General features: G+C 64.3%; 22 protein-coding genes and 2 pseudogenes. 17 read left to right on the top strand and 7 right to left on the bottom strand.

The window, feature by feature from the left end; genetic code table 11:
* Nucleotides 1–237, bottom strand: a complete 237-nt coding sequence (locus AC07PZ_RS01265; RefSeq protein WP_495293182.1) for a hypothetical protein — start codon at nucleotides 235–237, stop codon at nucleotides 1–3.
* A 71-nt stretch (nucleotides 238–308) separates the two neighbouring features.
* Here AC07PZ_RS01265 and AC07PZ_RS01260 point away from each other — a divergent pair.
* The 3 genes and pseudogenes from AC07PZ_RS01260 to AC07PZ_RS01250 all read left to right on the top strand — a co-directional run.
* Nucleotides 309–465: pseudogene (locus AC07PZ_RS01260) on the top strand (IS481 family transposase); the annotation flags it as partial.
* 21 nt (nucleotides 466–486) lie between these two features.
* Nucleotides 487–758 (top strand): annotated as a pseudogene (locus tag AC07PZ_RS01255) (AMP-binding enzyme).
* 9 nt (nucleotides 759–767) lie between these two features.
* Nucleotides 768–1,298 carry a gamma carbonic anhydrase family protein gene (locus AC07PZ_RS01250; protein ID WP_495293181.1) on the top strand — a complete coding sequence of 177 codons (531 nt, stop codon included), beginning with the start codon at nucleotides 768–770 and terminating at the stop codon, nucleotides 1,296–1,298.
* A gap of 36 nt (nucleotides 1,299–1,334) precedes the next feature.
* Here AC07PZ_RS01250 and AC07PZ_RS01245 read toward each other — a convergent pair whose 3' ends face one another.
* Nucleotides 1,335–1,739, bottom strand: a complete 405-nt coding sequence (locus tag AC07PZ_RS01245) for a VOC family protein (RefSeq protein WP_495293180.1) — start codon at nucleotides 1,737–1,739, stop codon at nucleotides 1,335–1,337.
* Between the two features lie 141 nt (nucleotides 1,740–1,880).
* A complete protein-coding gene (locus AC07PZ_RS01240) occupies nucleotides 1,881–2,762 on the bottom strand; it encodes an SDR family oxidoreductase (RefSeq protein WP_495293179.1) in 882 nt (293 codons plus the stop codon).
* A 105-nt stretch (nucleotides 2,763–2,867) separates the two neighbouring features.
* Here AC07PZ_RS01240 and AC07PZ_RS01235 point away from each other — a divergent pair, with 105 nt between their 5' ends.
* Nucleotides 2,868–3,833 carry an AraC family transcriptional regulator gene (locus AC07PZ_RS01235; RefSeq protein ID WP_495293178.1) on the top strand — a complete coding sequence of 322 codons (966 nt, stop codon included), beginning with the start codon at nucleotides 2,868–2,870 and terminating at the stop codon, nucleotides 3,831–3,833.
* Between the two features lie 7 nt (nucleotides 3,834–3,840).
* On the opposite strand, the gene AC07PZ_RS01230 is transcribed toward AC07PZ_RS01235, so the two are convergent.
* The 3 genes from AC07PZ_RS01230 to AC07PZ_RS01220 form a co-directional block, all read right to left on the bottom strand.
* Nucleotides 3,841–5,418, bottom strand: a complete 1,578-nt coding sequence (locus tag AC07PZ_RS01230) for an acetolactate synthase large subunit (RefSeq protein ID WP_495293177.1) — start codon at nucleotides 5,416–5,418, stop codon at nucleotides 3,841–3,843.
* Nucleotides 5,419–5,434: 16 nt separating this feature from the next.
* Nucleotides 5,435–6,400 (bottom strand): Bug family tripartite tricarboxylate transporter substrate binding protein, encoded by a 966-nt coding sequence (locus AC07PZ_RS01225; RefSeq protein WP_495293176.1) that lies wholly within the window; start codon nucleotides 6,398–6,400, stop codon nucleotides 5,435–5,437.
* 142 nt (nucleotides 6,401–6,542) lie between these two features.
* Nucleotides 6,543–7,535: an isopenicillin N synthase family dioxygenase gene (locus AC07PZ_RS01220; RefSeq protein ID WP_495293175.1), complete on the bottom strand. Its 993-nt coding sequence runs from the start codon at nucleotides 7,533–7,535 to the stop codon at nucleotides 6,543–6,545.
* Between the two features lie 105 nt (nucleotides 7,536–7,640).
* Between AC07PZ_RS01220 and AC07PZ_RS01215 the strand changes: the two genes are divergently transcribed.
* The 6 genes from AC07PZ_RS01215 (at nucleotide 7,641) to AC07PZ_RS01190 (ending at nucleotide 13,305) form a co-directional block, all read left to right on the top strand.
* Nucleotides 7,641–8,543: a LysR family transcriptional regulator gene (locus AC07PZ_RS01215; protein WP_495293174.1), complete on the top strand. Its 903-nt coding sequence runs from the start codon at nucleotides 7,641–7,643 to the stop codon at nucleotides 8,541–8,543.
* Between the two features lie 151 nt (nucleotides 8,544–8,694).
* Complete coding sequence (locus tag AC07PZ_RS01210; RefSeq protein WP_495293173.1) at nucleotides 8,695–9,456, top strand: IclR family transcriptional regulator; 762 nt, start codon at nucleotides 8,695–8,697, stop codon at nucleotides 9,454–9,456.
* 106 nt (nucleotides 9,457–9,562) lie between these two features.
* Complete coding sequence (locus AC07PZ_RS01205; protein WP_495293172.1) at nucleotides 9,563–10,366, top strand: HpcH/HpaI aldolase family protein; 804 nt, start codon at nucleotides 9,563–9,565, stop codon at nucleotides 10,364–10,366.
* Between the two features lie 39 nt (nucleotides 10,367–10,405).
* On the top strand, nucleotides 10,406–11,434 hold the full coding sequence (locus AC07PZ_RS01200; RefSeq protein ID WP_495293171.1) for a Bug family tripartite tricarboxylate transporter substrate binding protein: 1,029 nt from the start codon (nucleotides 10,406–10,408) through the stop codon (nucleotides 11,432–11,434).
* A gap of 7 nt (nucleotides 11,435–11,441) precedes the next feature.
* Nucleotides 11,442–12,731, top strand: a complete 1,290-nt coding sequence (locus tag AC07PZ_RS01195; protein ID WP_495293170.1) for a 3-isopropylmalate dehydratase large subunit — start codon at nucleotides 11,442–11,444, stop codon at nucleotides 12,729–12,731.
* On the top strand, nucleotides 12,724–13,305 hold the full coding sequence (locus AC07PZ_RS01190) for a LeuD/DmdB family oxidoreductase small subunit (protein ID WP_495293169.1): 582 nt from the start codon (nucleotides 12,724–12,726) through the stop codon (nucleotides 13,303–13,305). Before AC07PZ_RS01195 ends, AC07PZ_RS01190 begins: the two co-directional genes overlap by 8 nt.
* 126 nt (nucleotides 13,306–13,431) lie before the next feature.
* Here the strand turns inward: AC07PZ_RS01190 and AC07PZ_RS01185 are convergent, their stop codons facing one another.
* Nucleotides 13,432–14,277, bottom strand: a complete 846-nt coding sequence (locus AC07PZ_RS01185) for an undecaprenyl-diphosphate phosphatase (RefSeq protein ID WP_495293168.1) — start codon at nucleotides 14,275–14,277, stop codon at nucleotides 13,432–13,434.
* Nucleotides 14,278–14,494: 217 nt separating this feature from the next.
* Between AC07PZ_RS01185 and AC07PZ_RS01180 the strand changes: the two genes are divergently transcribed.
* From AC07PZ_RS01180 to AC07PZ_RS01150, 7 genes are all read left to right on the top strand, one after another.
* Complete coding sequence (locus AC07PZ_RS01180) at nucleotides 14,495–14,845, top strand: hypothetical protein (RefSeq protein WP_495293167.1); 351 nt, start codon at nucleotides 14,495–14,497, stop codon at nucleotides 14,843–14,845.
* 250 nt (nucleotides 14,846–15,095) lie between these two features.
* Nucleotides 15,096–15,323, top strand: coding sequence for a hypothetical protein (locus AC07PZ_RS01175; protein ID WP_495293166.1), 228 nt, complete (start codon nucleotides 15,096–15,098; stop codon nucleotides 15,321–15,323).
* Between the two features lie 558 nt (nucleotides 15,324–15,881).
* Nucleotides 15,882–17,057, top strand: coding sequence for an ABC transporter substrate-binding protein (locus AC07PZ_RS01170; protein WP_495293165.1), 1,176 nt, complete (start codon nucleotides 15,882–15,884; stop codon nucleotides 17,055–17,057).
* A gap of 97 nt (nucleotides 17,058–17,154) precedes the next feature.
* The gene (locus AC07PZ_RS01165; protein ID WP_495293164.1) at nucleotides 17,155–18,036 is read left to right on the top strand and encodes a branched-chain amino acid ABC transporter permease; all 882 of its coding nucleotides are present in this window, start codon (nucleotides 17,155–17,157) and stop codon (nucleotides 18,034–18,036) included.
* An 88-nt stretch (nucleotides 18,037–18,124) separates the two neighbouring features.
* A complete protein-coding gene (locus AC07PZ_RS01160) occupies nucleotides 18,125–18,988 on the top strand; it encodes a branched-chain amino acid ABC transporter permease (RefSeq protein WP_495293163.1) in 864 nt (287 codons plus the stop codon).
* Nucleotides 18,985–19,785: an ABC transporter ATP-binding protein gene (locus AC07PZ_RS01155; protein ID WP_495293162.1), complete on the top strand. Its 801-nt coding sequence runs from the start codon at nucleotides 18,985–18,987 to the stop codon at nucleotides 19,783–19,785. The genes AC07PZ_RS01160 and AC07PZ_RS01155 overlap by 4 nt, the downstream gene beginning before the upstream one ends.
* 11 nt (nucleotides 19,786–19,796) lie before the next feature.
* Complete coding sequence (locus AC07PZ_RS01150) at nucleotides 19,797–20,513, top strand: ABC transporter ATP-binding protein (protein ID WP_495293938.1); 717 nt, start codon at nucleotides 19,797–19,799, stop codon at nucleotides 20,511–20,513.
* The last annotated feature ends 4 nt before the right edge of the window (nucleotides 20,514–20,517 follow it).

Genomic DNA, 20,517 nt, shown 5'->3' with positions numbered 1-20,517 from the left:
TCATGCTGCGGAGCGCGCCAATGCAGGCTTCGTGCACACGCGGCTTGCAGGACGGGGAAAGTGACGGCGCGCGCTCTTGCATGGCGTGATTTTGAGCAAAGGATGGGCGCAGTGCATCCATACACGCATCGGAACGGCATAGTGGAATCCGCTATTTTTGCGTCGTTCTCCAGAAAGCATGGTGGCTTCTGGTTCTGCTGCGATCGCCGCTTCAGCGGCGACAAACGGAAGATCCATGGGCACAGCCGTTGCGTGCTCGCCCCTGCTGGACGGGGAAGGCCAGTGGAGGCTGTCTGCAAGGCATTGGGGTTGGCGTCACCATCAAGCCTGATCACCGCCAATGGCGCGGCCTATCGCTCACAACTGCTCGCCAAGACCTTCGAGGCATTGGGCATCCAACACACATTCACCAGGCGCTATCGCCCACAGACCAACGGCAAGGCCGAGCGATTCATCCAGACCTGCTATCCGGGCGAGGTCGAGCAGGTGATCTTCACCCATCCCGCAGTCAAGGACTGCGCGGTTGTCGGTGCACCCGACGAGAAGTGGGCGAGGTGGTGACCGCGGTCATCGAGCTCAAGTCCGGAGCGCATCTCGACGCTGCAGAACTAATCGCGCATTGCAAGCCGCAGTTGGGAAGCGTGAAGTGTCCCAAGCATGTGCATATCTGGAAGGACCTGCCGCGAAGTCCCGTTGGCAAGGTTCTTCGCAAGACGGTGCGCGCCGAGTTCTGGAATGAAGCGAACCGAGCTATCTGAGAAAAAACCATGCCCATCTATTCTTTGCGGGGCGTTGCGCCCACGCTCCCCACGCCTGACAAGCATTGGATCGCGCCCAGCGCGGTACTCATTGGAAATGTTCACCTCAAGGAGGACGCCGCTGTCTGGTTCAACGTCAGTGCGCGAGCCGACCACGAGAAGATCACGATCGGTGCGCGCAGCAATGTGCAGGAGAACTGTGTGTTGCACGTGGATCCGAATTTTCCGGTGCATATCGGCGACGACACCACCATCGGCCATTCGGCGATCATCCACGGAGCCTTCATCGGAGATGGGGTCGTTGTCGGGATGGGCGCCATTGTCATGAACGGTGCGGTCATTGGAGACGGCAGCATCGTAGCCGCGGGTGCGGTGGTACCTGAGGGCAAGACCTTTCCGCCGCAGTCTCTTCTGGTAGGGGCGCCTGCCAAGGTCGTTCGCACCTTGGACGACGAGGCCGCCGAGCGCCTCAAGAGAGTCGCTGAGCGCTACGTTTCGAACTGGAAGGCGATGTCAACCGAGCTCCTATTGATCGCTTAACAATCAGTACGAAACCTCGCAGGCGGCGATATCTGCTCAAGAATCCGGCGTCATTGGACTATCGAAACAAACGAAGGCGAGTTTGTTGCCGTCTGGATCGCGTGCATAGGCGCCATAAAAGGAACCGCCATAGCGCGGCCTCCGGCCGGGCGAACCGTCGTCGCCGCCACCGTTCTTCATCGCCAGTTCATGGAGCCGATCGATCCTCGCAGGAGAATCAATAAGAAATGCGGTCATCGCGCCATTGCCTGCGCTCGCAGGCATGCCGTTGAACGGGTACCCGATCGAGAATCGCGTAAATGAGGCATCGCCATTCCGCCCCCAGGACGCCGATGTTTGATCGAGAAAGCATTGATCAAGACCCATCTCTTTGAATAATGGCTCATAAAAACGCAATGCACGCAACAGATCGTTGACGCCCACCGTGGTGTAGCTGAGCATCCGCTACCTTTCTCTGTCGAGGTTTAGCGAGCCATCGATCATGGCATGGCCGAGTGCGAAGATTTGCAGTTCAAGCCGAGAACATTCATGGTGTCCCAGGATCGATCAAGGGCGGACTCGAGCGCACGGTTTTGATCCCAATCAGGCCGCGTATGCGGTCGAGTGCTCGAGATCGTCAATGAGTGTCGGATATACGGCTGGCGCCCAGCCGAGCCTTTGTCGGGTGAGGGTGCTGGAAGCCGGGTTGTCCATGCTCACGAAGTGTCCCATTGGCCCGAAGTGTGCCGCGGCCTCTTGCGGTGACAGCGACTTGACCGGCACCTTCAACCCATGGCCGATGGCTTCCGCGATGGCCTTGAGCGTCACGCCTTCTTCTTCCACCGCGTGATAGCGCGCACCAGCCTCGCCCTTCTCGAGCGCGAGCCGGTACAGCGACGACGTCGCGAGGCGATGCACCGCCGACCAACGGTTCTGCCCCTCGCCGACATAGGCCGACACCCCGTGTTGCTTGGCGATCGCGATCAAATAGCTGACCAGGCCGGCCTTGTCGCGGTCGTGCACTTGGGGCAGGCGGATCGTCGATGCGCGTACGCCGCGCGCGGCCTGTGCCACGGCCACCTGTTCCGACACGCGCGGTATCGCCGGGGACGGCGCGTCGTCCTCGGTGCTCGCGCGCCCCGGCGCGCCCGGGATACCCGCGGTCACCACGAGGGGCTTGCCGCTGCCGGCCAGCGCTTCGCCCAGTGTCTCGATGGCGGCATGGTCGATTTCGCAGTTGCGCGCGAATTGGGTGAAGTCGTGGATGAAGCCGCAGTGCACGACACCGTCGGCCTGCGCGGCGCCGGCGTGCAAGGCAGCCAGATCCTCGAGGTCGCCGCGGTGGACATCCGCACCCAGCTTGCGCAGCGCCGCAGCGCCATCCTCGGAGCGGGCATAGCCCAGCACGGAGTGACCATGCTGCAGCAGTTCGGGGATGAGGGCGCTGCCGATGAAGCCGGTGGCACCGGTAAGGAAGACTCGCATGACGATGTTCTTGGAAGCTGATGAGGAACGCACTTTAGGACGCCTGAACAATACAATCCATGCTGTTCAGTCCGCAATATCTTCGCAATCGTCCGAAAAGATGCCATGGATCCGCTGTCCGATATCCTGTCCCTTCTACGGCCGCGCAGCGTCATGTCGGGCGCGATCGACTACGGCGGCGACTGGTGTGTGGCTTTTGGCGCGCACGACGGCATCAAGTTCCAGGCGATGACACGCGGCCACTGCTGGCTGGCCATCCAGGGCATGGATGAACCGATCCGCATCAGCGCCGGCGATTGCTATCTGTTGCCACGCGGCCTGCCGTTCCGGCTTGCGAGCGACCTGTCGCTGCCGCCGGTCGATGCAATGGCTTTTTTGCAGGCACCCCTGCGCGGGACGACGCGTGTGATCAACGGCGGCGGTGGGTGTCTGGCGATCGGCGGCCACTTTGCGTTCGCTGGCAAGCACGCCGAGATGCTGCTGGGTATGCTGCCGCCCATCGTCCACTTGCGCAGCGACGCCGACAAGGACGCGCTGCGATGGGCGGTGGAGCGTCTGATGCTCGAGTTGCGCGAGCCGCAGCCCGGCGGCTTTCTTATCGCACAACAGCTCGCATCCATGCTGCTCGTGCAGGCGCTACGACTGCACTTGAAGGATGCCACGGGCGAAGGCGTGGGTTGGCTGTTTGCGCTGGCCGACCGCCAGGTGAGCGCAGCCATGACGGCGATGCACGCTCAGCCCGGACGCCGCTGGACGATCGATGCGCTGGCAAAGGAGGCCGCCATGTCCCGCTCCATCTTCGCTCTCAAGTTCAAGCGCCTGGTCGGCGCGTCGCCGATGGACTATCTCACGCGCTGGCGCATGCTCTTGGCGGCCGACCGGCTGAGCAACGGCGGCGAGACGGTGTCGGCGCTGGCGCCCGCGCTCGGCTATGAATCGGAGAGTGCGTTCAGCACCGCGTTCAAGCGCGTGATGGGCGCGCCGCCACGCCATTACGGCCGGGGGCAAGATACGCCGTCTTCCGACGACGCGCTCGTACCAGTCCAGGCAGGAGTCCGTCCGTCCCGCTGAGTATGGATTAGCCGCCCCTCGGTCCCAGCCGAAGCTCGATCAGAAATGGTCCGGACCGGCTCAGCGCTGAAACGAGCAAGTCGTTCAGTTCTTCCATGCTGGCTGCAGAAGCCGCTTCTACGCCGAAGCCATTGGCCAACTTGACCCAATCCATTGCAGGATCGTCCAGCGAGAACATGCGCTCGGCGCTCGCCCCTGGAGTCAATCCCATGCGCCGCGTTTCAGTGAAGAGGATCTCGTAGCTTCGGTTCGAGAACACGATGGTCGTGACGTCGAGCCGCTCGCGGGCTTGGGTCCAGAGCGCCTGCACGGAATAGAGGCCCGAGCCATCGGCTTGCAAGGTGATGACGCGCCGTCGGGGTGCGGCGATGGCGGCTCCTATCGCCAGCGGCATGCCGCAACCGATCGCGCCGCCAGTGAGCTGCAGCCAGTCGTGCCGGGGAGCATGTTGCGTGGCGGCGAACACGGAACGGCCAAAGCTGATGCCCTCATCCACCACGATCGCGTCGTGCGGAAGCAGGGCGGCCAAGGACTGGCCGAACGCATCTGGCGTGATGGGCCCCTTGGCAACCTCGAGATCTGCCGCGGCGCGGGGCATGGTGTTGGCGCTTCCGGGCGCGGCCCCCAGACGATGGCAGAGCATGTCCAATGCCGTTTCCACGTCGTCGCCCGGGCTGCCGAGGCCGATGAATTGCGTGCCTTCTGCCTCGGGGCCGCTCAATCCGTCGGTGCCGGCGAACGCAAAGACGGGGCGTGCCGCGCCGACCAGGACGATGGCCTCGATGTCTGCAAACATCGCGCGCGCCGGCGCCACGGCGTAAGGAACCCGGCCGATGGCGGGGCGATCCCCACCCCGCTCGATGCGCCGGATGAAACTGTGCGCGAGCACGCGCGCACCGCTCTTCGCGCCAACGGCATGCGCCAGCCGCAGGCACCGCTCGGTCAACGCATCGTCGCCCAGGATGATCGCTGTTCGTTTGTCTCCGCATAGCAAGTCGTGTGCAGCTTCGATGGCGTCTTCGCCGACCACATTGCGAGAAGGCGTGGGAGGACAAATACCGACCGGCCCGCCCGTTCCCCAGCAAACATCGGATGGGAGGATCAGCGTCGCGATCGCGCCCCCGCCGAATCGGGCCTGTGCAACCGCGGCGGCAGCATCCGTGCCCACTGTGAGCGATGAATTGCTGCGGCGTGTCCAGGCTGAAACCGTCTGGGCAAACGCTTCCGTATTCGACGCCAACGGTGGATCGAGATAGCCGTGGAACTGGGCTTGATCGCCGACGATGTTGACGATCGAAGTGCGCGCCTTGCGCGCGTTGTGAAGGTTGGCCAGCCCGTTCGCCAGGCCGGGACCGCAGTGCAGGAGCGTGGCAGCGGTGGCGCCCGACATACGCGCGAAGCCGTCAGCTGCACCGGTCGCCACGTTTTCGGCCAGAGCAAGCACGCAGCGCATGGCGGGCACGGCGTCCAGACCGTGGACGAAATGCACTTCACTCGTGCCTGGATTGCCGAAGCAGGTGGTGACGCCAGCCTGAACCAGCGTCTCGAGGAGGGTTTGCGCACCGCTGGCGGGAGCGTGTTCCATGCCGTGGTTCCCTCACTCAATCGAGTTTGAGCTTCAGCGTCGCGAAAGCTTCGCGCCAGGCGACTGCGTCCTGATCGATGAGCGCCTGAAAGTTCGACGGATCCAGCAGCAGGGGCTGGGATCCGTCCCTGGCGATCAGCGCCGACACCTGAGGGTCTGCCACGGCAGCTTGCACCGCGGCGTTGAGAGTCGAGACGATTTGCCGAGGCAGGCCCGAAGGCGCCACCAGCCCGTACCACACCGACAGCCCGAGCTCCGGAAACCCCTGCTCGTACACCGTCGGTACCTGCGGCGCACTCGAAGCGCGAGACTTGCTCGTGACGGCCAATCCCTTGTATTCGCCTCCGGACACCCGATGAATGGAAGTCGGAATTCCGTCGAAGTACACCTGGATGTCCCCGCGCAGGAGCGCCGTGAGCGCCTGCCCCGCACCCGTGTAGTGCACCGACACCATGGACTCGCCTGCGGCCTTGGAGAGCAGGGCGCCCAGCACGTGGTTGGAGCTCCCGTTGCCCAGCGTGCCGTAATTCAGGATGCCCGGCTTGGCGCGTGCCAATGTCGCAAGATCCTTCAGCGAGTCGACCGGCAGATCCTTCGGGACGTCGAGCATGAAAGGCATCGACATGATGGCGGCGACCGGGACGAACTGTGAAGGCGTATAGGGGATCTGCTTCTGAACCAGCGGCACGATGCTCATCGTCGACGAGGTCGCGAACAGAAGGTTGTAGCCGTCTGCCGGAGCCTTTGCGACGGATACGGCACCGACCACAGTCCCCGCGCCCGGCCTGTTTTCGATGACCACAGGTTGTCCGAGCCGCGCCTGAAGCTTGTCCGCCAACACCCGGGCCACGAGGTCCGCCGAGCCGCCGGCGGCATACGGAACGGTGAGCTTGATCGGTCGATCGGGCTTCCAGTCGGCGGCGTGTGCGGATGAGGCAACAACGGTTGCGAGCATCCAAAAAAGCATCTTGCGGAGCGCCATTTCATTCTTTCCATTGCTGTGCAGCGGGGCTGCTGACGGGTGAGTTGCCGCCCCGTCGAGGCCGCGGCAACGCGAGGCAGTCTCCTTCAGCTTTCTTGTTCTCCCGGCTTCTTGCGGCCGGTCATCGGACAGGGCCTGCTTTCTAGACGGGCGCTTGACTCGGCGCGGACGGTTGCGCGGCGGCCAGTGAGTAAGTCACTGCGTAGCGGCTGGAGAGCAACTCTCCTGCGGTCACCGGTGCATATTTCGCGCCCGTCCCCTCACAGCTCGGAATGCACTCCACGACGGCTTCGTAGTCGGGGATGCAGAAATAGGGAATCGACATCCGATCCGCGGTGGCTGCGACGTCGGGCGGCGGATTGACGACGCGGTGCATCGTCGAAAGGTATCGGTCGTTGGTCCAGCGCATCAGGATGTCGCCGATGTTGACGACAAATGCGTCCTCGACCTTGGGTACGTCGACCCATGCACCGCCTGGCAACTGCACCTGGAGTCCGCCCGGCGCGTCGTCCACCTTGAGAATGGTGATCGCGGTCGCATCCGTGTGGGCAGCTGCGCGCTCCTCACCCTCGGCAGGCAAACCCTGAAGGGGCGGATAGTGGTTGGCACGAAGGATGCTCATGTGTCGATGCACCCTGTCCCGGAAGTACGACGCCGGCACTTCCAGGGAGTGAGAGAAGATGTCCAGGATCACCCCAGCCAGTTGCTCCATCGCAGCGTAATAAGACAGGAACGCGCCTTGAAATCCGGTTCGTTCAGCAGGCCAGAGATTGCCGACACCATCGGCGACCGGCCCGATGGCAAAGCTCTCGAACAGCGAAGGCTTCAGCGCTGGATTGCGGTCTTTGCCTACCGTCTTCAGGCCGACCGGGGAATAACCACGCGGGTTGGTTCCGGAGGGCTTGACCACCTCTTGCTTGATCGCTTCCGACGATCTGAAGAAGGCGTGGGCTTCGCGATACAGGTCATCGACCGTTTCGACGCTGACCTCGTGGCCGGTCACGACAAGAAAGCCGACCTGCTCGCAGGCCGCCTGTACCTGGCGCGCCACCGCGTCCTTGCCCGCTGGCGATCCCTGGAGAAAGGGTTGAATGTCGATGACCGGAACATGGTCAAGAATCGGAATATGGGTCATGGTCGTCCGTTCGGGCTGGAAGGGTGCTGGCATGACAAAAATGCTATCCGTGCCACGCCCGGAGGAGAACCAAGACTTTCTGAAGGCAAGCCGGAGTTATGCTGAATGCGTCCCCTCAACATCGATCACCTCCGGAGCCTGGTCACCATCGCCGACAGCGGCTCGATGGCCTCTGCGGGCAGGTTGCTGCACCTGTCGCCCGCCGCGCTCAGCCTGCATGTGGCCGAGCTCGAACGCCGCATCGGCGGACGCCTTCTCGTACGGCATGCCCGCGGGGTGTCCCTCAACGCCGCGGGCCGTGGGCTGGTCGATCACGCTCGGCGGATCCTCACCCAATGCCTGGAAGCGGAAGAGGTCGCAAAGACCTTGGTGCGTGAGCGCTCGAAGCGAATCAAGGTCGCGGCGCTGACTTTCTTCATCCTCGAAATGCTGCCGCGCGTCGCAAGCGGCGACCACCGGTTGATCGACCCGAGCATGATCGACTTCGTGGTCACCGAGGCGCCTTCGGCCCTGCAGATGCTTTACGCGGACGATGTGGATCTGGCCATCGTGACGAAACCGCCCCAGCTTCCGAGCGAGGATTTCTCATTGATCGCGCTGTGCACGCTCCCCCTGGCGGCGTTTGCGCCAGTGGGATGGCACATCCCCGAACGCGTCGGACCTTCGATCTTCACGGATCGTCCGCTCATCTGTCCTGACACCAGCACGGCATCGCATGAGATCGCCATGCGGTGGCTCGGCCGTGGTGCCGAGCAGCCTGCAGAGTTCACCGTCAATTTCCATTCCGCCATCCTCCGGCTGGTCGCAGAAGGCCTGGGATTCGCGCTGCTGCCTCACACGCCCAAGTTGTTGGGAGAGAGTCAGGTGTCGATCTCCGTGCTCGAAGACGGCCCGTCGATGGATGTGTACGCCGTCTACCGTCGCGACGCGGTTGGCAAGACGCCGTTGAAGCAAATCATCGACGCGGTCACGGCGGTGGGGCATCAGATCACGGCGAACGTCAGCTAGGCGGTCTCCCTCGGCGCATCTGCGCGGCAATCGTCCCCATACGGCGGCGCGACAGGCCTTCATGACGACGGCGGTGTCGTACAGCTTCTCCAAAAGAGCCTGCCACCTGCCGGCTCCACCACAATCCTCGCCCATGAGCAGCCAGGAAAAAATGCTATCCCTTCTCGACGCGTTCAGCGTCGATTCGCCCCTGTGGTCGGCAGAGGAACTCGCCGGACGCTTCGAGTTGCCGACCTCGACCTGCTACCGCTATCTGAAGTCGTTGCACCAGGCCGGCCTGCTGGCTCGCGTCGGCAGCGGTTCGTACGTGGTCGGCCCGCGCGTGCTGGTGCTGGATCGCGTCTCGCGCCAGTCCGACCCGGTGTACAGCGTCGGGAGCCCGGTGATCGTGGCGCTCTCGCGCCGCACCGGCTTCAGCGCGTTGCTGTCGGTGCTCTACAGCGATTCGGTGATGTGCGTGCAGCAGGTGGCGACCGAAGACGCGCCAGCCGGCCTGTTCGGGCGCGGCCAACAGCGGCCGCTCGTGGCGGGCGCGACGGCCAACATCATCCTTGCGCACCTGCAGCCGCACCAGTTGCGCAGCGTCTTCAACAAGCAGCCTGAGCGTGTCGCCGATGCCGGGCTCGGCCGTGATTGGGACACGCTCAAGGCCAGCGCGACCGCGATGCGCCAACAGGGCTACGCGTTCTCCGCTGGCGAATACCGCGCCGGCATCGCCGGGCTGGCCGCACCGCTGTTCAACAAGGATGGCGAAGTGCTCGGCAGCATCGCGCTGGCCACCTCGACGGATTCGCCGCAGCTTGCGGCGTTCAAGGCGCTCGCACCGACATTGATCGATGCCGCAGCGCGCATTTCACAGGGCATCGCGAAGAGCGCGAACGTGGTGGATCTGCCTGCGCGCGCACTGGGGTAGCGGGCGCGCCCGTAAGGGCGATCCATCACGACGGGCTGGCGTGGCTCTTAAAAGTTCTCCTACAATATGAGAATATTTTAAGAACCACGGCGAATGCCGCATGCCCATGACGACCTCCCTCGATGAGCTTCTTCGCAACCCGGTGAAGGAGAAACTGGCCCGCAACGAGGTCGTGGCTTCGATGATGGTGAGACTCGTGAAGGGCGTCGAGATCGCCCGCATTGCGCAGTCCGCCGGCTTCGACACCTTCTATGTGGACATGGAGCACAGCAGCTTTTCGCTGGAGTCCACCAGCCAGACGTGCATGGCGGCGCTGGAGATCGGCATTCCGGCTTTCGTGCGCGTGCCGGCGAACACCCCGGAATACATCTCGCGCGTGCTCGACGGCGGCGCCGTCGGTGTGATCGCACCGCATGTGCGCAGTGCGGCGCAGGCGCGCGAGGTGGTGCGCCATGCGCGTTTCGCGCCGCAGGGCGATCGCTCGGCCAACGCCGGCCTGCCGCATCTGCAGTACCGCGCCTATCCGACCCTGGAGGCCAATCTGGCGCTGAACCGCCAGACCATGGTGATCGTGATGATGGAAGCCGCCGAGGCGCTCGACCAGGTCGAGGACATCGCGGCGGTGGAGGGCGTCGACATGCTGCTGATCGGCACCAACGACCTGACATCCGAATGGGGCGTGCCGGGGCAGTACGACGATCCACGCGTGGCCGCAGCCTACGAACGCACCATCGCGGCCTGTCGTGCGAACGGCAAGCACGTCGGCATCGGCGGCCTCGGGTCGCGGCCCGATCTGGTGGAGCGCTTCGTGCGCATGGGCGCGCGCTTCGTCTCCACCGGCACCGATCTTTCCTTCCTGATGGCCGCCTGCACCGGCAAGGCGAAGGCCGTCGCATCGCTCGCCACCTGATCCCCGCCGTTCCGTTCGACACATAACAGGAGACATGACATGCCCACCACCCGATCCTTCCCGAGCCAGCCGTCCTGGCGTCCATCCACCCGCCGCGGCGTGGCGTTCGCTGTCCTCGCTGCCGCCGTCGTGGCCGGCAGCGCCGGCCCGGTGATGGCACAGGGCGCGTACCCGGACAAGCCGGTGAGGATCGTGGTCGCCTTCACGCCGGGCGGCCCCACGGACGTGGTGGCGCGCATGATCGCGCAGAAGCTCGGCACCAAGTGGGGCCAGCAGGTCATCGTGGACAACAGGCCCGGCGCTGCAGGCGTGATCGGCTCCGAGGCGGTCGCGCGCGCCCCGGCCGACGGCTACACCCTGCTGATGGCCACGGCCGGCAATCTGGTCGTCAACCAGCATCTGTACAAGAACATGAAGTTCGATCCGGTCAAGGACTTCACGCCGATCGCACAGACCGCCGGCGTCGACTTCGTGCTGGTGACGCAACCCACGGCGCCGTTCAACAACGTCAAGGAACTGATCGCCGCCGCGAAGGCCAAGCCGAACGTCATCACAAGCGCGACCTCGGGCAACGGCGGCGCGCCGCACCTTGCCGCGGCGCTGTTCGAGAACGAAGCGGGCGTGGACCTGAACCTGGTGCCCTACAAGGGCACGGCCGACGCCGTCAATGCGGTGCTCGCGGGCCAGACCGACCTCGACTTCGACGCCGCATCGCAGGTGGTGCCGCAGATCAAGGCCGGCAAGTTGAAGGCTCTGGCCGTGCTCGGCACCCAACGCTCGGCACTGCTGCCGGACGTGCCCGTCATGGCCGAGGCCGGACTGCCGAAGTACAACTTCAGCAACTGGTTCGGACTCGTCGGCCCGGCGCACATGCCCAAGGCGGTGGTCGACAAGCTGCAGAAGGACGTCGACGAGGCGCTCAACGACGCCGAGTTGCGCGCCCGCTACCAGACGCTCGGCCTGCAGGCACCGACCGCCACCACGCCCGCGCAGTTCGCGAGCCTGATCCAGTCGGACTCGGCGAAGTGGGCCACCACCATCCGGCAAGCGAACATCGCTGCCGAGTGAGGACGACATGGCACTGACCATCACGGAAAAAATCCTGGCGCGCGCGGCCGGGCTGCCCTCGGTGCGGCCCGGACAGTTCCTCGATTGCCAGGTCGACCAGGTCGCGAGCATGGACCTGCAGGGCAAGCTGGTGTTCAACACCATCGGCGCGATCGGTGCCGACCAGCTCTTCGATCCCGAGCGTGTCGCTTTCACGCTCGACCACCAGAGTCCGGCGCAGACGATCGCCATCGCCGATGTGCATGCGGCGATCCGGCAGTCGGCGAAGAAATTCGAGGTGAAGAATCTGTTCGACGTGGGCAGCGGGATCATGCATGTCGTGATGCCAGAGCGCGGCCTCGTGCTGCCAGGCGAGCTGGTGGTCATGAACGAATCGCACACACCGACCGGCGGCGCGATGGGCGCCGTGGTGGTCGGCGTCGGGCAGACGGACGCTGCCGTGGCGGCGGCGCTCGGGGAGATCTGGCTCGTCGTGCCCGCGACGATCCGGATCGAGCTGCGCGGCACGCTGCGTCCATCGGTCACGACCAAGGACGTGGCGCTGCATCTCATGCGGACGCTCGGCTACGAGCGCAAGGCGATCTACAAGACGATCGAGATTGGCGGCCCCGGTGTCGCGGCGCTGTCGATGGACGCGCGCTTCACGATCACCAACTACTGCTCGGACATGGGCGCGAAGTCCGCCATCTTCGAGCCGGACGCAGTGACCCTCGCCTATGCCGCTTCGCGTGCGCAGCGGGAGTACCAGCCGGTCTACAGCGACCCCGATTGCACCTACGAGGAGGTCATCGTGGTCGACCTCGACACGCTCGAGCCGCTTCTCGCGTGCCCGCACGCGCTGGACAACGTGCAGAGCGTCGAATCGCAAGCCGGCCGGCCGATCAACGAGGCCTTCATCGGCACCTGCACGAACGGCCGCTTCGAGGATCTGGCCGCCGCCGCGGCGATCGTGGCGGGTCGACAGGTCGCGCAAGGCGTGCGCTTCGTCGTCGTGCCCGCTTCGCGCGAGGTCTACCAGCGGGCACTCAAGGCCGGGCACATCGCCACACTCTCGGAGGCCGGGGCGCTGGTGTTCCCGCCCGGCTGCGGACCGTGCATGGGAGAGCACAGCGGCGTGCTGGGCGCGGGGGAGGTCGCGATCAGCTCCGGCAATCGCAACATGAAAGGGCGCATGGGCAGCCCGGACTCCTTTGTCTATCTCGGTTCGCCGCACACCGTGGCGGCATCGGCGATTCGCGGGGTGATCACCGACCCCCGCACCCTGGAACCCCTGCATCAGGAGGCAGCCCATGTCTAGGTCGATCCGTGCCAATGCCTATTGCGTGGGCGACGACGTGAAGGCGCTCGAAATCATGCCGACACGCTTCAAGAGCTCCAATGCGCTGTCGGACGCCGAACTGGCCAAGGCCGCGTTCGCCGATCTCGATCCGTCCTTCTCTGCGAAGGCGCTTGCGGGCGAGTTCGCCATCGTCGTCGCGGGCGTGAACTTCGGCGGCGGCGGCAAGACGGTGGAAGGGCCGGTGTTCGCGCTGCGCGGTGCGGGCGTCCGGCTGGTCATCGCCGAATCGTTCGCCCGCTTCTTCCTGCGCAACGCGATCAACAATGCGTTTCCGGTGCTGGTCTGCCCGGGCATCATGCGCGCGGTGCAAACCGGCCAGCCGCTCGAAGTCGATCTGGAAAGCGCGCGCATCACGAACGTGTCGACCGGCGAGGTACTGAACGGGACACCGCTCTCGGCCACCGCGCTGCAGATCGTGGATGCCGGCGGGCTGGTGCCTTACGCCCGGAAGAAGCTGGCGCAGCGGCTGGCGGACAAGGCCGCCGCAGGCGAAGCCGTCCACGCTGACCCGGCTCCGGTCGTGGCCGGTTGACGCCATCCGTGAGACGGACAGGATCAAGCCTTCGGGCGAAAGCTGATCACCAACGTGGGAGGAACCTTCCCGTTGGCGTTCGCCGGTAGTCTTGGAGTCCGGTCGACCGCCCGGAGGACGGCGGCATCAGCCGAACACGAAAACGAAGACCGATGCCACCAGGCAGTAGATCCCGAAAAGATGCCAGCGGTCATGTTCCAGCCAGCGTGACAGCCAACGAAGCGCCAGCAAGCCGGCGGCGAAGCTGAGCACCATCCCGAGCAGACTGGGCATGAGGACGTGCCACAGGCCACCAGAGTGCATCGTGCTGGCGACATCGGGTGCTTGGTAGAGACGATAAGCCTCCTTGGCAATGACGACGGGTGTCAGCACGACGGCAAGCGCAAAGCTGAATTCTTCAGCCCGGCGTCGCGTGACGCCCAGTGCCAATCCCGTGGATATGGTGGCTCCCGAACGCGAGAGTCCCCGAAACGGCAGGCACAAACCCTGGATCGCACCAATCCAGACGGCATGGCGGCTCGACAGCTCGGTGCCCTGGTACGAGCCACGGCGGGCGGAGTAGAGGATCAGCAAGCCGGCGGTTGCCAAGCCGGCGCCCATGATCATCGGGTTGCCAAACAGATCTTCTATCTCGAATCCAGGACTCTCTTTGGTGAGCAAGCTCTTTATCAGCTGCAGCAACGCGATGCCCACGACGCCGGTCACGCCCGTAGCCAGGATCACTTGCCATCCGTTGCGTCGAAATTCGGACGCAGAGCTGAAGTAGGTCGTGCGCCAGGTCCGCCAGAAATAAGCGATCACGGCAAACATGGTGCCGGTATGCAGCATCACCAATAGCATCGTCATGTCCGGAGCAGTTGGATTCAATCCGAGCAATCTCTCCGTCATGATGACGTGAGCCGAACTCGATACTGGAAGCAACTCGCAGATGCCTTGCACCAATGCAAGGATCAACACGTTCAGTAGATTCATCGGGACAGCAGCTTGTGGCAAAGTGAATTAGAAGACGCGGGTGTGCATTGGCCGATCACGGCGCGGTGGTTATCTCGTGGAGATCGATGGATATGCAATTCAGGCTTCAATTGGGCCTGGCTGAGTTGCATTGTTTCTATCAATTATTCGAGTCGGACATGAGTCATCGGGAAATTAGGGGTGCGAAGATGACATCAGTCGTTGCACAATCCTGGACATGACTTCTGAACTCACTGACTCCGCCTTCCATCCCGTCACGTCGGGCAAGCGCCCATTCGCTCCATCAGACTTGGCTCTTCTCGCCAAGGATGCTTTCGGAAAGCACGCGCATTTGCTTTGGTCGCGTCGCATGCCGAAAGGTCGCCGTCCCGGGGTATCGAGCTATCGAGTGTTCATGGCAATCGTGTTCTTCAGTATCGTTGCGATCGATGCGTGGTCGGATCAATACCTGTCATCGCGATTCACCGATGTGATTGGACCGTTATCGATCGCCTTGTGGACACTGACTTTGCTGGGCTCTTCAGGAGTGGGTCCGATAGCGAAGATTTGGAATACCTTCCGTCGATGATTCAATCCTGATGCTATACGGGTCGGTGGAGTGGAAGCTGACCTTTTGCTGACCATCTGCAAAAAATATCAGGTTGAAAGTAGCGGTTTCCCGCAGCGCCTCGACCGCTCTGACTGGATGGATCTGATCCCATTCATTTGAACGCCTCTGCCAATGCACTTATTCAATGACAACGCATGGCCTCACGAAGCACCGATCGCGATAAGTCCTCCAAGCCATCTACGCACCTGGCATTGAATGGATGCGCATGATGAAGAAACTCATCGCGTGTGCAATCTTGATGACGCTCGGCGGGGCATCGCTGCAGTCGCTGCTGGTCGGCAAGCGCCAGACGGAAATGAAGTCGGCCTGTTACGAGTCTGGCCCCCGCATGGGAGAGCCCGCATGGCAGGAGCCTTCGGATGTCGAAGAGGCCCTGTGGTTGAACCAGCTCAATGACGATCGCAACGCCTGCTCGCCGCCATCGGCGCCACCGTGAACTGGCCGCAGGAAGGACATCTCTCCCCAAGATATGCGATGGCGCGTGCCTGTGGCGAACACGCGGCCCATCACGTCGGTCCCTCCGTCAACCTCGAAGCCCCTCGAGCCAGTGGCTCGCCAGGCCGCGCGCCGAAGAGACGTGGGGCGTGAACGCGAAATCGCCCTGAGAACCTGCTGCGTACACGGCGTCCGCCAGCTGCCCGGGCTCCGTCGAGGCGCCGGGTGCGTCCAACCGGACGTGGCATCGGCGATGGGTCCCCGGCCGCGTTCGCGGTTCAGCGGGACCCGGCGGCAAGAGCCGTCAAACGCTGCGGCCGTTTTGAACACTGTGAATCAATATAAAATCCTCGCGGTTCAGCGCGCCTCTCAAAAAGGTACGAATGACCGACCCATCGACGGAACCGGCGTGGTTGCCGGAGTTTCCAGGTCGGGGCGTTCAACGCACATCATTTGGATTCGAAAAAAGCTTCGATCTGCGATTTCGCAGTGATCGATTGCTGGCAGCTTCGGATCTGTCGTTTTTGCCGCGTGTTAATTATTGAAGAAGGAGACATCAATGCGTTTTTGTTCGAACGTGTCTGGCCGCAGCTCGCTGCGTTTGCTCGGGTCCATCGTGGTTGCCGGGTCGGTTTGGAATGTCGCAGCAGCTGCCGACATCAAGATCGGTGTCGCCGCGGCGCTGTCGGGCGGTGCCGCCCAGTACGGTGCAGCCATCAAGAACGGCTTCCAGCTGGCCGCCGACGAGATCAATGCCGCGGGCGGCATCAACGGCGACAAGATCGTGCTCGCCGTCGAGGATGAACAGGGCAAGAAGGAAGATGCCATCAACGTCTTCAAGAAGCTGATTTTCCAGGACAAGGTCCTGATGACCTTCGGCCCCACGCTGTCGAATTCGGCCCAGGCCGCTGACCCCATCGCCCAGGCCGGAAAGACGGTGGCCTTCGGCACCTCCAACACGGCCGACGGAATCACCTCGATCGGCGACTACGTGTTCCGCAATTCCGTGACCGAAGCCGACGTGCTGCCCGAGACGCTGCGCGTGGCCATCAAGCAGGCCAACATCAAGAAGGTCGCGGTGCTCTACGGCAACGACGACGTGTTCACCAAGAGTGGCTACGACAACTTCAAGAAGGCGCTGGACGACCTGAAGCTGCCGGTGACCACGACCGAGACCTTCGCCAAGGGCGACGTCGACTTCAAGGCCCAGCTCACCAAGATCAAGGCCACCAACCCCGACGCGATCGTGCTGTCGGCCCTGCTGGCCGAAGGCGCGCCCATCATGGTGCAGGCCCGTCAGCTCGGCCTGAACGTGCCGGTCATCGGCGGCAACGGCATGAACTCGACCAAGATCTTCGAACTGGCCAAGGGCAGCTCGGACAACCTGTACGTCGGCAGCCCCTGGTCGGCCAGCAACGCCACGCCCGAGAACACCAAGTTCCAGAAGGCCTACAACGACAAGTACAAGATCGCCCCGGACCAGTTCGCGGCGCAGGCCTACGACGGGCTGTACGTCGTGGCGCAGGCGCTCAAGGGCCTGAAGCTCTCGGGCAACCTGGCGGCCGACCGCACCGCCCTGCGCGACGCGCTGCCCAATGTGAAGTACACCGGTGCCACCGGCGCCTTCGCCTTCGCGCGCGCCAAGGACAAGGCCGGCAAGCCCGCCGGCTACGACGCGCAGCAGACCGCCATCGTGAGCGTCACGAAGGGCACTGCGTTCGTGATCGAGAAGTAAGGAGTTCAGCGGGGCAGCGCCGCAACGGCGCGCTCCGCACGTGACTCTCGCATCAGGCGCAGCTCTCTGCGCCGTTTTTTTTGGACGGAAGCCCATCGTGCTTGATCAGCAGCTTGTCAATGCCCTGTCGCTGGGGTGCGTCTACGCACTCTTCGCGCTCGGTTTCACCCTTATCTTCGGCGTCCTCGGTGTCATCAATCTCTCGCACGGCGCGGTGTTCATGGTGGGCGCTTACGCGGCTGCCGAGTTCATGCGCCTGAGCGGCATGCCCCTGTGGGTCGGCCTGCCGTTCGCCTTCGTGTTCTGCGGCCTGCTGGGTGTGCTGATCGACGTGCTGGTGCTCAAGCCGCTGCGCAAGCGCAATGCGCCCCACCTGATTCCGATGATCGCCACCATCGGCGTGGCCATCATCCTGAACAACGGCGTGCAGGGCCTGTTCGGCGCGGAGAACCTGCGCTTCCCGGCCGGCACGATTCCCGACGACGCGCTCGTCATCGCAGGCATCCACGTAACCGCGCTGGAGCTGGGCATCATCCTCGCGTCCTTCGTTCTCATGGCGGTGCTCATGCTGGCGCTGCAACGCACGCAGCTGGGCCGCGCGCTGCGCGCCATCGCGGAGTCGCCCAAGGCGGCCTACCTCGTCGGCGTGAACGTCGAAGGGCTGTTCTACCTCACGTCATTCGTGGCCGCGGGCCTGGGCGGCGTGGCGGGCGTGCTGATCGGGCTGTACTCGAACGCGCTGTTCCCGCTCATGGGCCAGCCGATGCTCGAGAAGGGCATCGCGGTGATCATTCTGGGCGGCATGGGAGACATCCGCGGCGCGCTGCTCGGTGGGCTTTTCCTGGGTTTCGCCGAGGTGCTGTCGGTGGCCTACGTGGGCTCCAACATGCGCGATGCGGTGGCCTTCGGCCTGCTGTTCCTGGTGCTGCTGGTGCGCCCCAAGGGCCTGTTCGGCTCGCTCAAGGAGCGAAAGGTATGAGCCCCCAAGCTTGCAGCTGCGCTGCGGCGCTGCCCCCCGAGGCGGCGCTGGCCTTCCTTGGGGCGGCCTGGCGGAGGGCCGTCTGACCATGGAAGCGCTCGACAATTTCTGGGCCGTCTACAGCAACCTGGTGCTCTCGCTGGGCATCAACGCGTTGCTCGCCCTCTCGATCTGGCTCACGCTGGCCTGCGGCATGCTCGCGCTGGCCAATGCGGCCTTCATGGGCATCGGCGCCTACACGGCCTCGATCCTCACGCTCAACTACGGCGCGCCGTTCCCGGTCGCGCTGGTGGCCGGCATGGCGGCGCCGGCGCTCGTGGCCTTCGTCATCGGCAAGCCGACGCTGCGGCTGTCGGGCGTCTATCTCGCCATGGCCACGCTGGCCTTCGGTGAGGTGGTGCGCATCGCGATCCTCAACGCCGAGTCGCTCACGGGTGGCGCGCTGGGCCTGAACGGCATTCCGCAGCTCACCGAGTGGTGGCATGTGGCGCTCGCGCTGGTGGTGGTGGTGCTGGTGCTGTGGCGCATTCGCCGCTCCAAGGTGGGCCGGGCCTTCGAGGCCATCAAGGAAGACGAGACGGCCGCCGGCCTCATGGGCATCGATGTGGCGGGCCACAAGATGCTGGCCTTCGTGCTGGGCGGTGCCATCGCAGGCCTGGCAGGCACGCTGAACGCGCATCTCACGTTCTTCATCGGCCCGGCCGAGTACGGCTTCAACCGTGCGGTGGACATCCTCACGATGGCCATTCTGGGCGGCATCGGCGGTCTGACGGGCCCGGTGTTGGGCGGCTCGATCCTCACGCTGCTGCCGGAAGTGCTGCGCGGGCTGGGCGCGTTCCGCCTCGTGGTGAATGGCTTCATCCTCGTGCTGATCGTGCTGTTCCTGCCCAAGGGCATCTGGGACCCGGCGCGCATCCGCAACTGGTTCGGCCGCAAGGGGAGCGCAGCATGAACGGCGAAACCCTTCTGACCCTGACCGGCGTGTCGCGCCACTTCGGCGGCCTCAAGGTGCTGCAGGACGTGAACCTGGAGATCCCCAAGGGCGGCATCTTCGGCCTCATCGGACCGAACGGTGCGGGCAAGACCACGGTGTTCAACCTGATCACCGGGCTGCTGCCGACCACCAGCGGCACCATCCATTTCCAGGGCAAGGACCTGGCCGGCCGCAAGCCGTTCCAGATCACGCGCGGCGGCATCGCGCGCACCTTCCAGAACATCCGCATCTTCAAGGAGATGTCGCTGATCGAGAACGTGATCGTGGGCATGGACGCCAAGCTGGGCTACGGCCCGCTCGGCCTGCTCGCGGGCACCGGCCTGTTCCGCAGCGAGGAAAAGCGTGCCCGCGAACGCGCGCACGAGCTGCTGAGCTGGATCAGGCTCGACCACAAGGCGCACGAGACGGCCGACAACCTGTCGTACGGCGACCAGCGCAAGCTGGAGCTGGCGCGCGCGCTGGCCACCGAGCCCACGCTGCTGCTGCTGGACGAGCCCGTCGCCGGCATGAACAGCACCGAGAAGACAGAGCTCATGGTGGAGATCCGCAACATCGCGCAGCGCGGCTTCACGGTGTTCATGATCGAGCACGACATGCGCTTCGTGATGGGGTTGTGCGAGCAGATCGCGGTGCTGAATTTCGGGCGCATCATCGCGCGCGGCGGTCCCGATCAGATCCGCAACGACCCGCAGGTGATCGAGGCCTACCTGGGCCGTGAAGACGACGAGGCGACGAACGAGGAGGCTGCGACATGAGCGGCGCGACGATGGATCCCCTGTTGAAGGTGCGCGGCCTGGAGGTGTCCTTCGGCCACGTGCAGGCCGTGAAGGGCATCGATTTCGAACTGCATGAAGGGCAGATCACCACGCTCGTGGGCGCCAACGGCGCGGGCAAGTCGACGACGCTGCTGGCGCTGTCGGGCCTCGTGAAGAAGGCGGCCGGCAAGGTCACGTTCGCGGGGCAGGACATCGGCGCGCTGTCACCGCACAAGATCGTGGCTGGCGGCCTCGTGCAGGTGGCCGAAGGCCGCGCCACGCTGACCACGCTCACGGTGCGCGAGAACCTCGAACTCGGGGCCTACACGCGGCGCGACGGCACTGCGGCGCGCATGGCCGACCTGGAGCGCATCTACGCCTTGTTCCCCGTGTTGAAGGACCGCAAGGACGGTTTGGCGGGCAATCTCTCGGGCGGCGAACAGCAGATGCTGGCCATCGGTCGCGCGTTGATGGCCAAGCCGCGCGTGCTGCTGCTGGACGAGCCCTCGATGGGTCTCGCGCCCATCATCGTGCAGGACATCTTCCGCACGCTGCGCGAGATCAACAAGCAGGGGCTGACGATCTTCCTGGTGGAGCAGAACGTGCGCCAGGCCCTGAAGATCGCGGACCGGGCCTATGTGATCGAGACGGGCAGCATCGTGCTTGAAGGCACAGGGCGCGAGCTGCTTGGCAATCCCAAGGTGCAGGACGCGTACCTCGGGAGCTGAGTCC

This window comes from Variovorax sp. GW821-FHT10B04 (assembly GCF_059415645.1).
This window is presented reverse-complemented; position numbering and strand designations above follow the sequence as displayed.

What these genes read in the sequence shown, in the direction of transcription:
- AC07PZ_RS01265 (WP_495293182.1), bottom strand. Translation starts at nt 237, where the DNA reads ATGGATCTTCCGTTTGTCGCCGCTGAAGCGGCGATCGCAGCAGAACCA.
- AC07PZ_RS01250 (WP_495293181.1), top strand. Translation starts at nt 768, where the DNA reads ATGCCCATCTATTCTTTGCGGGGCGTTGCGCCCACGCTCCCCACGCCT.
- AC07PZ_RS01245 (WP_495293180.1), bottom strand. Translation starts at nt 1,739, where the DNA reads ATGCTCAGCTACACCACGGTGGGCGTCAACGATCTGTTGCGTGCATTG.
- AC07PZ_RS01240 (WP_495293179.1), bottom strand. Translation starts at nt 2,762, where the DNA reads ATGCGAGTCTTCCTTACCGGTGCCACCGGCTTCATCGGCAGCGCCCTC.
- AC07PZ_RS01235 (WP_495293178.1), top strand. Translation starts at nt 2,868, where the DNA reads ATGGATCCGCTGTCCGATATCCTGTCCCTTCTACGGCCGCGCAGCGTC.
- AC07PZ_RS01230 (WP_495293177.1), bottom strand. Translation starts at nt 5,418, where the DNA reads ATGGAACACGCTCCCGCCAGCGGTGCGCAAACCCTCCTCGAGACGCTG.
- AC07PZ_RS01225 (WP_495293176.1), bottom strand. Translation starts at nt 6,400, where the DNA reads ATGGCGCTCCGCAAGATGCTTTTTTGGATGCTCGCAACCGTTGTTGCC.
- AC07PZ_RS01220 (WP_495293175.1), bottom strand. Translation starts at nt 7,535, where the DNA reads ATGACCCATATTCCGATTCTTGACCATGTTCCGGTCATCGACATTCAA.
- AC07PZ_RS01215 (WP_495293174.1), top strand. Translation starts at nt 7,641, where the DNA reads ATGCGTCCCCTCAACATCGATCACCTCCGGAGCCTGGTCACCATCGCC.
- AC07PZ_RS01210 (WP_495293173.1), top strand. Translation starts at nt 8,695, where the DNA reads ATGCTATCCCTTCTCGACGCGTTCAGCGTCGATTCGCCCCTGTGGTCG.
- AC07PZ_RS01205 (WP_495293172.1), top strand. Translation starts at nt 9,563, where the DNA reads ATGACGACCTCCCTCGATGAGCTTCTTCGCAACCCGGTGAAGGAGAAA.
- AC07PZ_RS01200 (WP_495293171.1), top strand. Translation starts at nt 10,406, where the DNA reads ATGCCCACCACCCGATCCTTCCCGAGCCAGCCGTCCTGGCGTCCATCC.
- AC07PZ_RS01195 (WP_495293170.1), top strand. Translation starts at nt 11,442, where the DNA reads ATGGCACTGACCATCACGGAAAAAATCCTGGCGCGCGCGGCCGGGCTG.
- AC07PZ_RS01190 (WP_495293169.1), top strand. Translation starts at nt 12,724, where the DNA reads ATGTCTAGGTCGATCCGTGCCAATGCCTATTGCGTGGGCGACGACGTG.
- AC07PZ_RS01185 (WP_495293168.1), bottom strand. Translation starts at nt 14,277, where the DNA reads ATGAATCTACTGAACGTGTTGATCCTTGCATTGGTGCAAGGCATCTGC.
- AC07PZ_RS01180 (WP_495293167.1), top strand. Translation starts at nt 14,495, where the DNA reads ATGACTTCTGAACTCACTGACTCCGCCTTCCATCCCGTCACGTCGGGC.
- AC07PZ_RS01175 (WP_495293166.1), top strand. Translation starts at nt 15,096, where the DNA reads ATGAAGAAACTCATCGCGTGTGCAATCTTGATGACGCTCGGCGGGGCA.
- AC07PZ_RS01170 (WP_495293165.1), top strand. Translation starts at nt 15,882, where the DNA reads ATGCGTTTTTGTTCGAACGTGTCTGGCCGCAGCTCGCTGCGTTTGCTC.
- AC07PZ_RS01160 (WP_495293163.1), top strand. Translation starts at nt 18,125, where the DNA reads ATGGAAGCGCTCGACAATTTCTGGGCCGTCTACAGCAACCTGGTGCTC.
- AC07PZ_RS01155 (WP_495293162.1), top strand. Translation starts at nt 18,985, where the DNA reads ATGAACGGCGAAACCCTTCTGACCCTGACCGGCGTGTCGCGCCACTTC.
- AC07PZ_RS01150 (WP_495293938.1), top strand. Translation starts at nt 19,797, where the DNA reads ATGGATCCCCTGTTGAAGGTGCGCGGCCTGGAGGTGTCCTTCGGCCAC.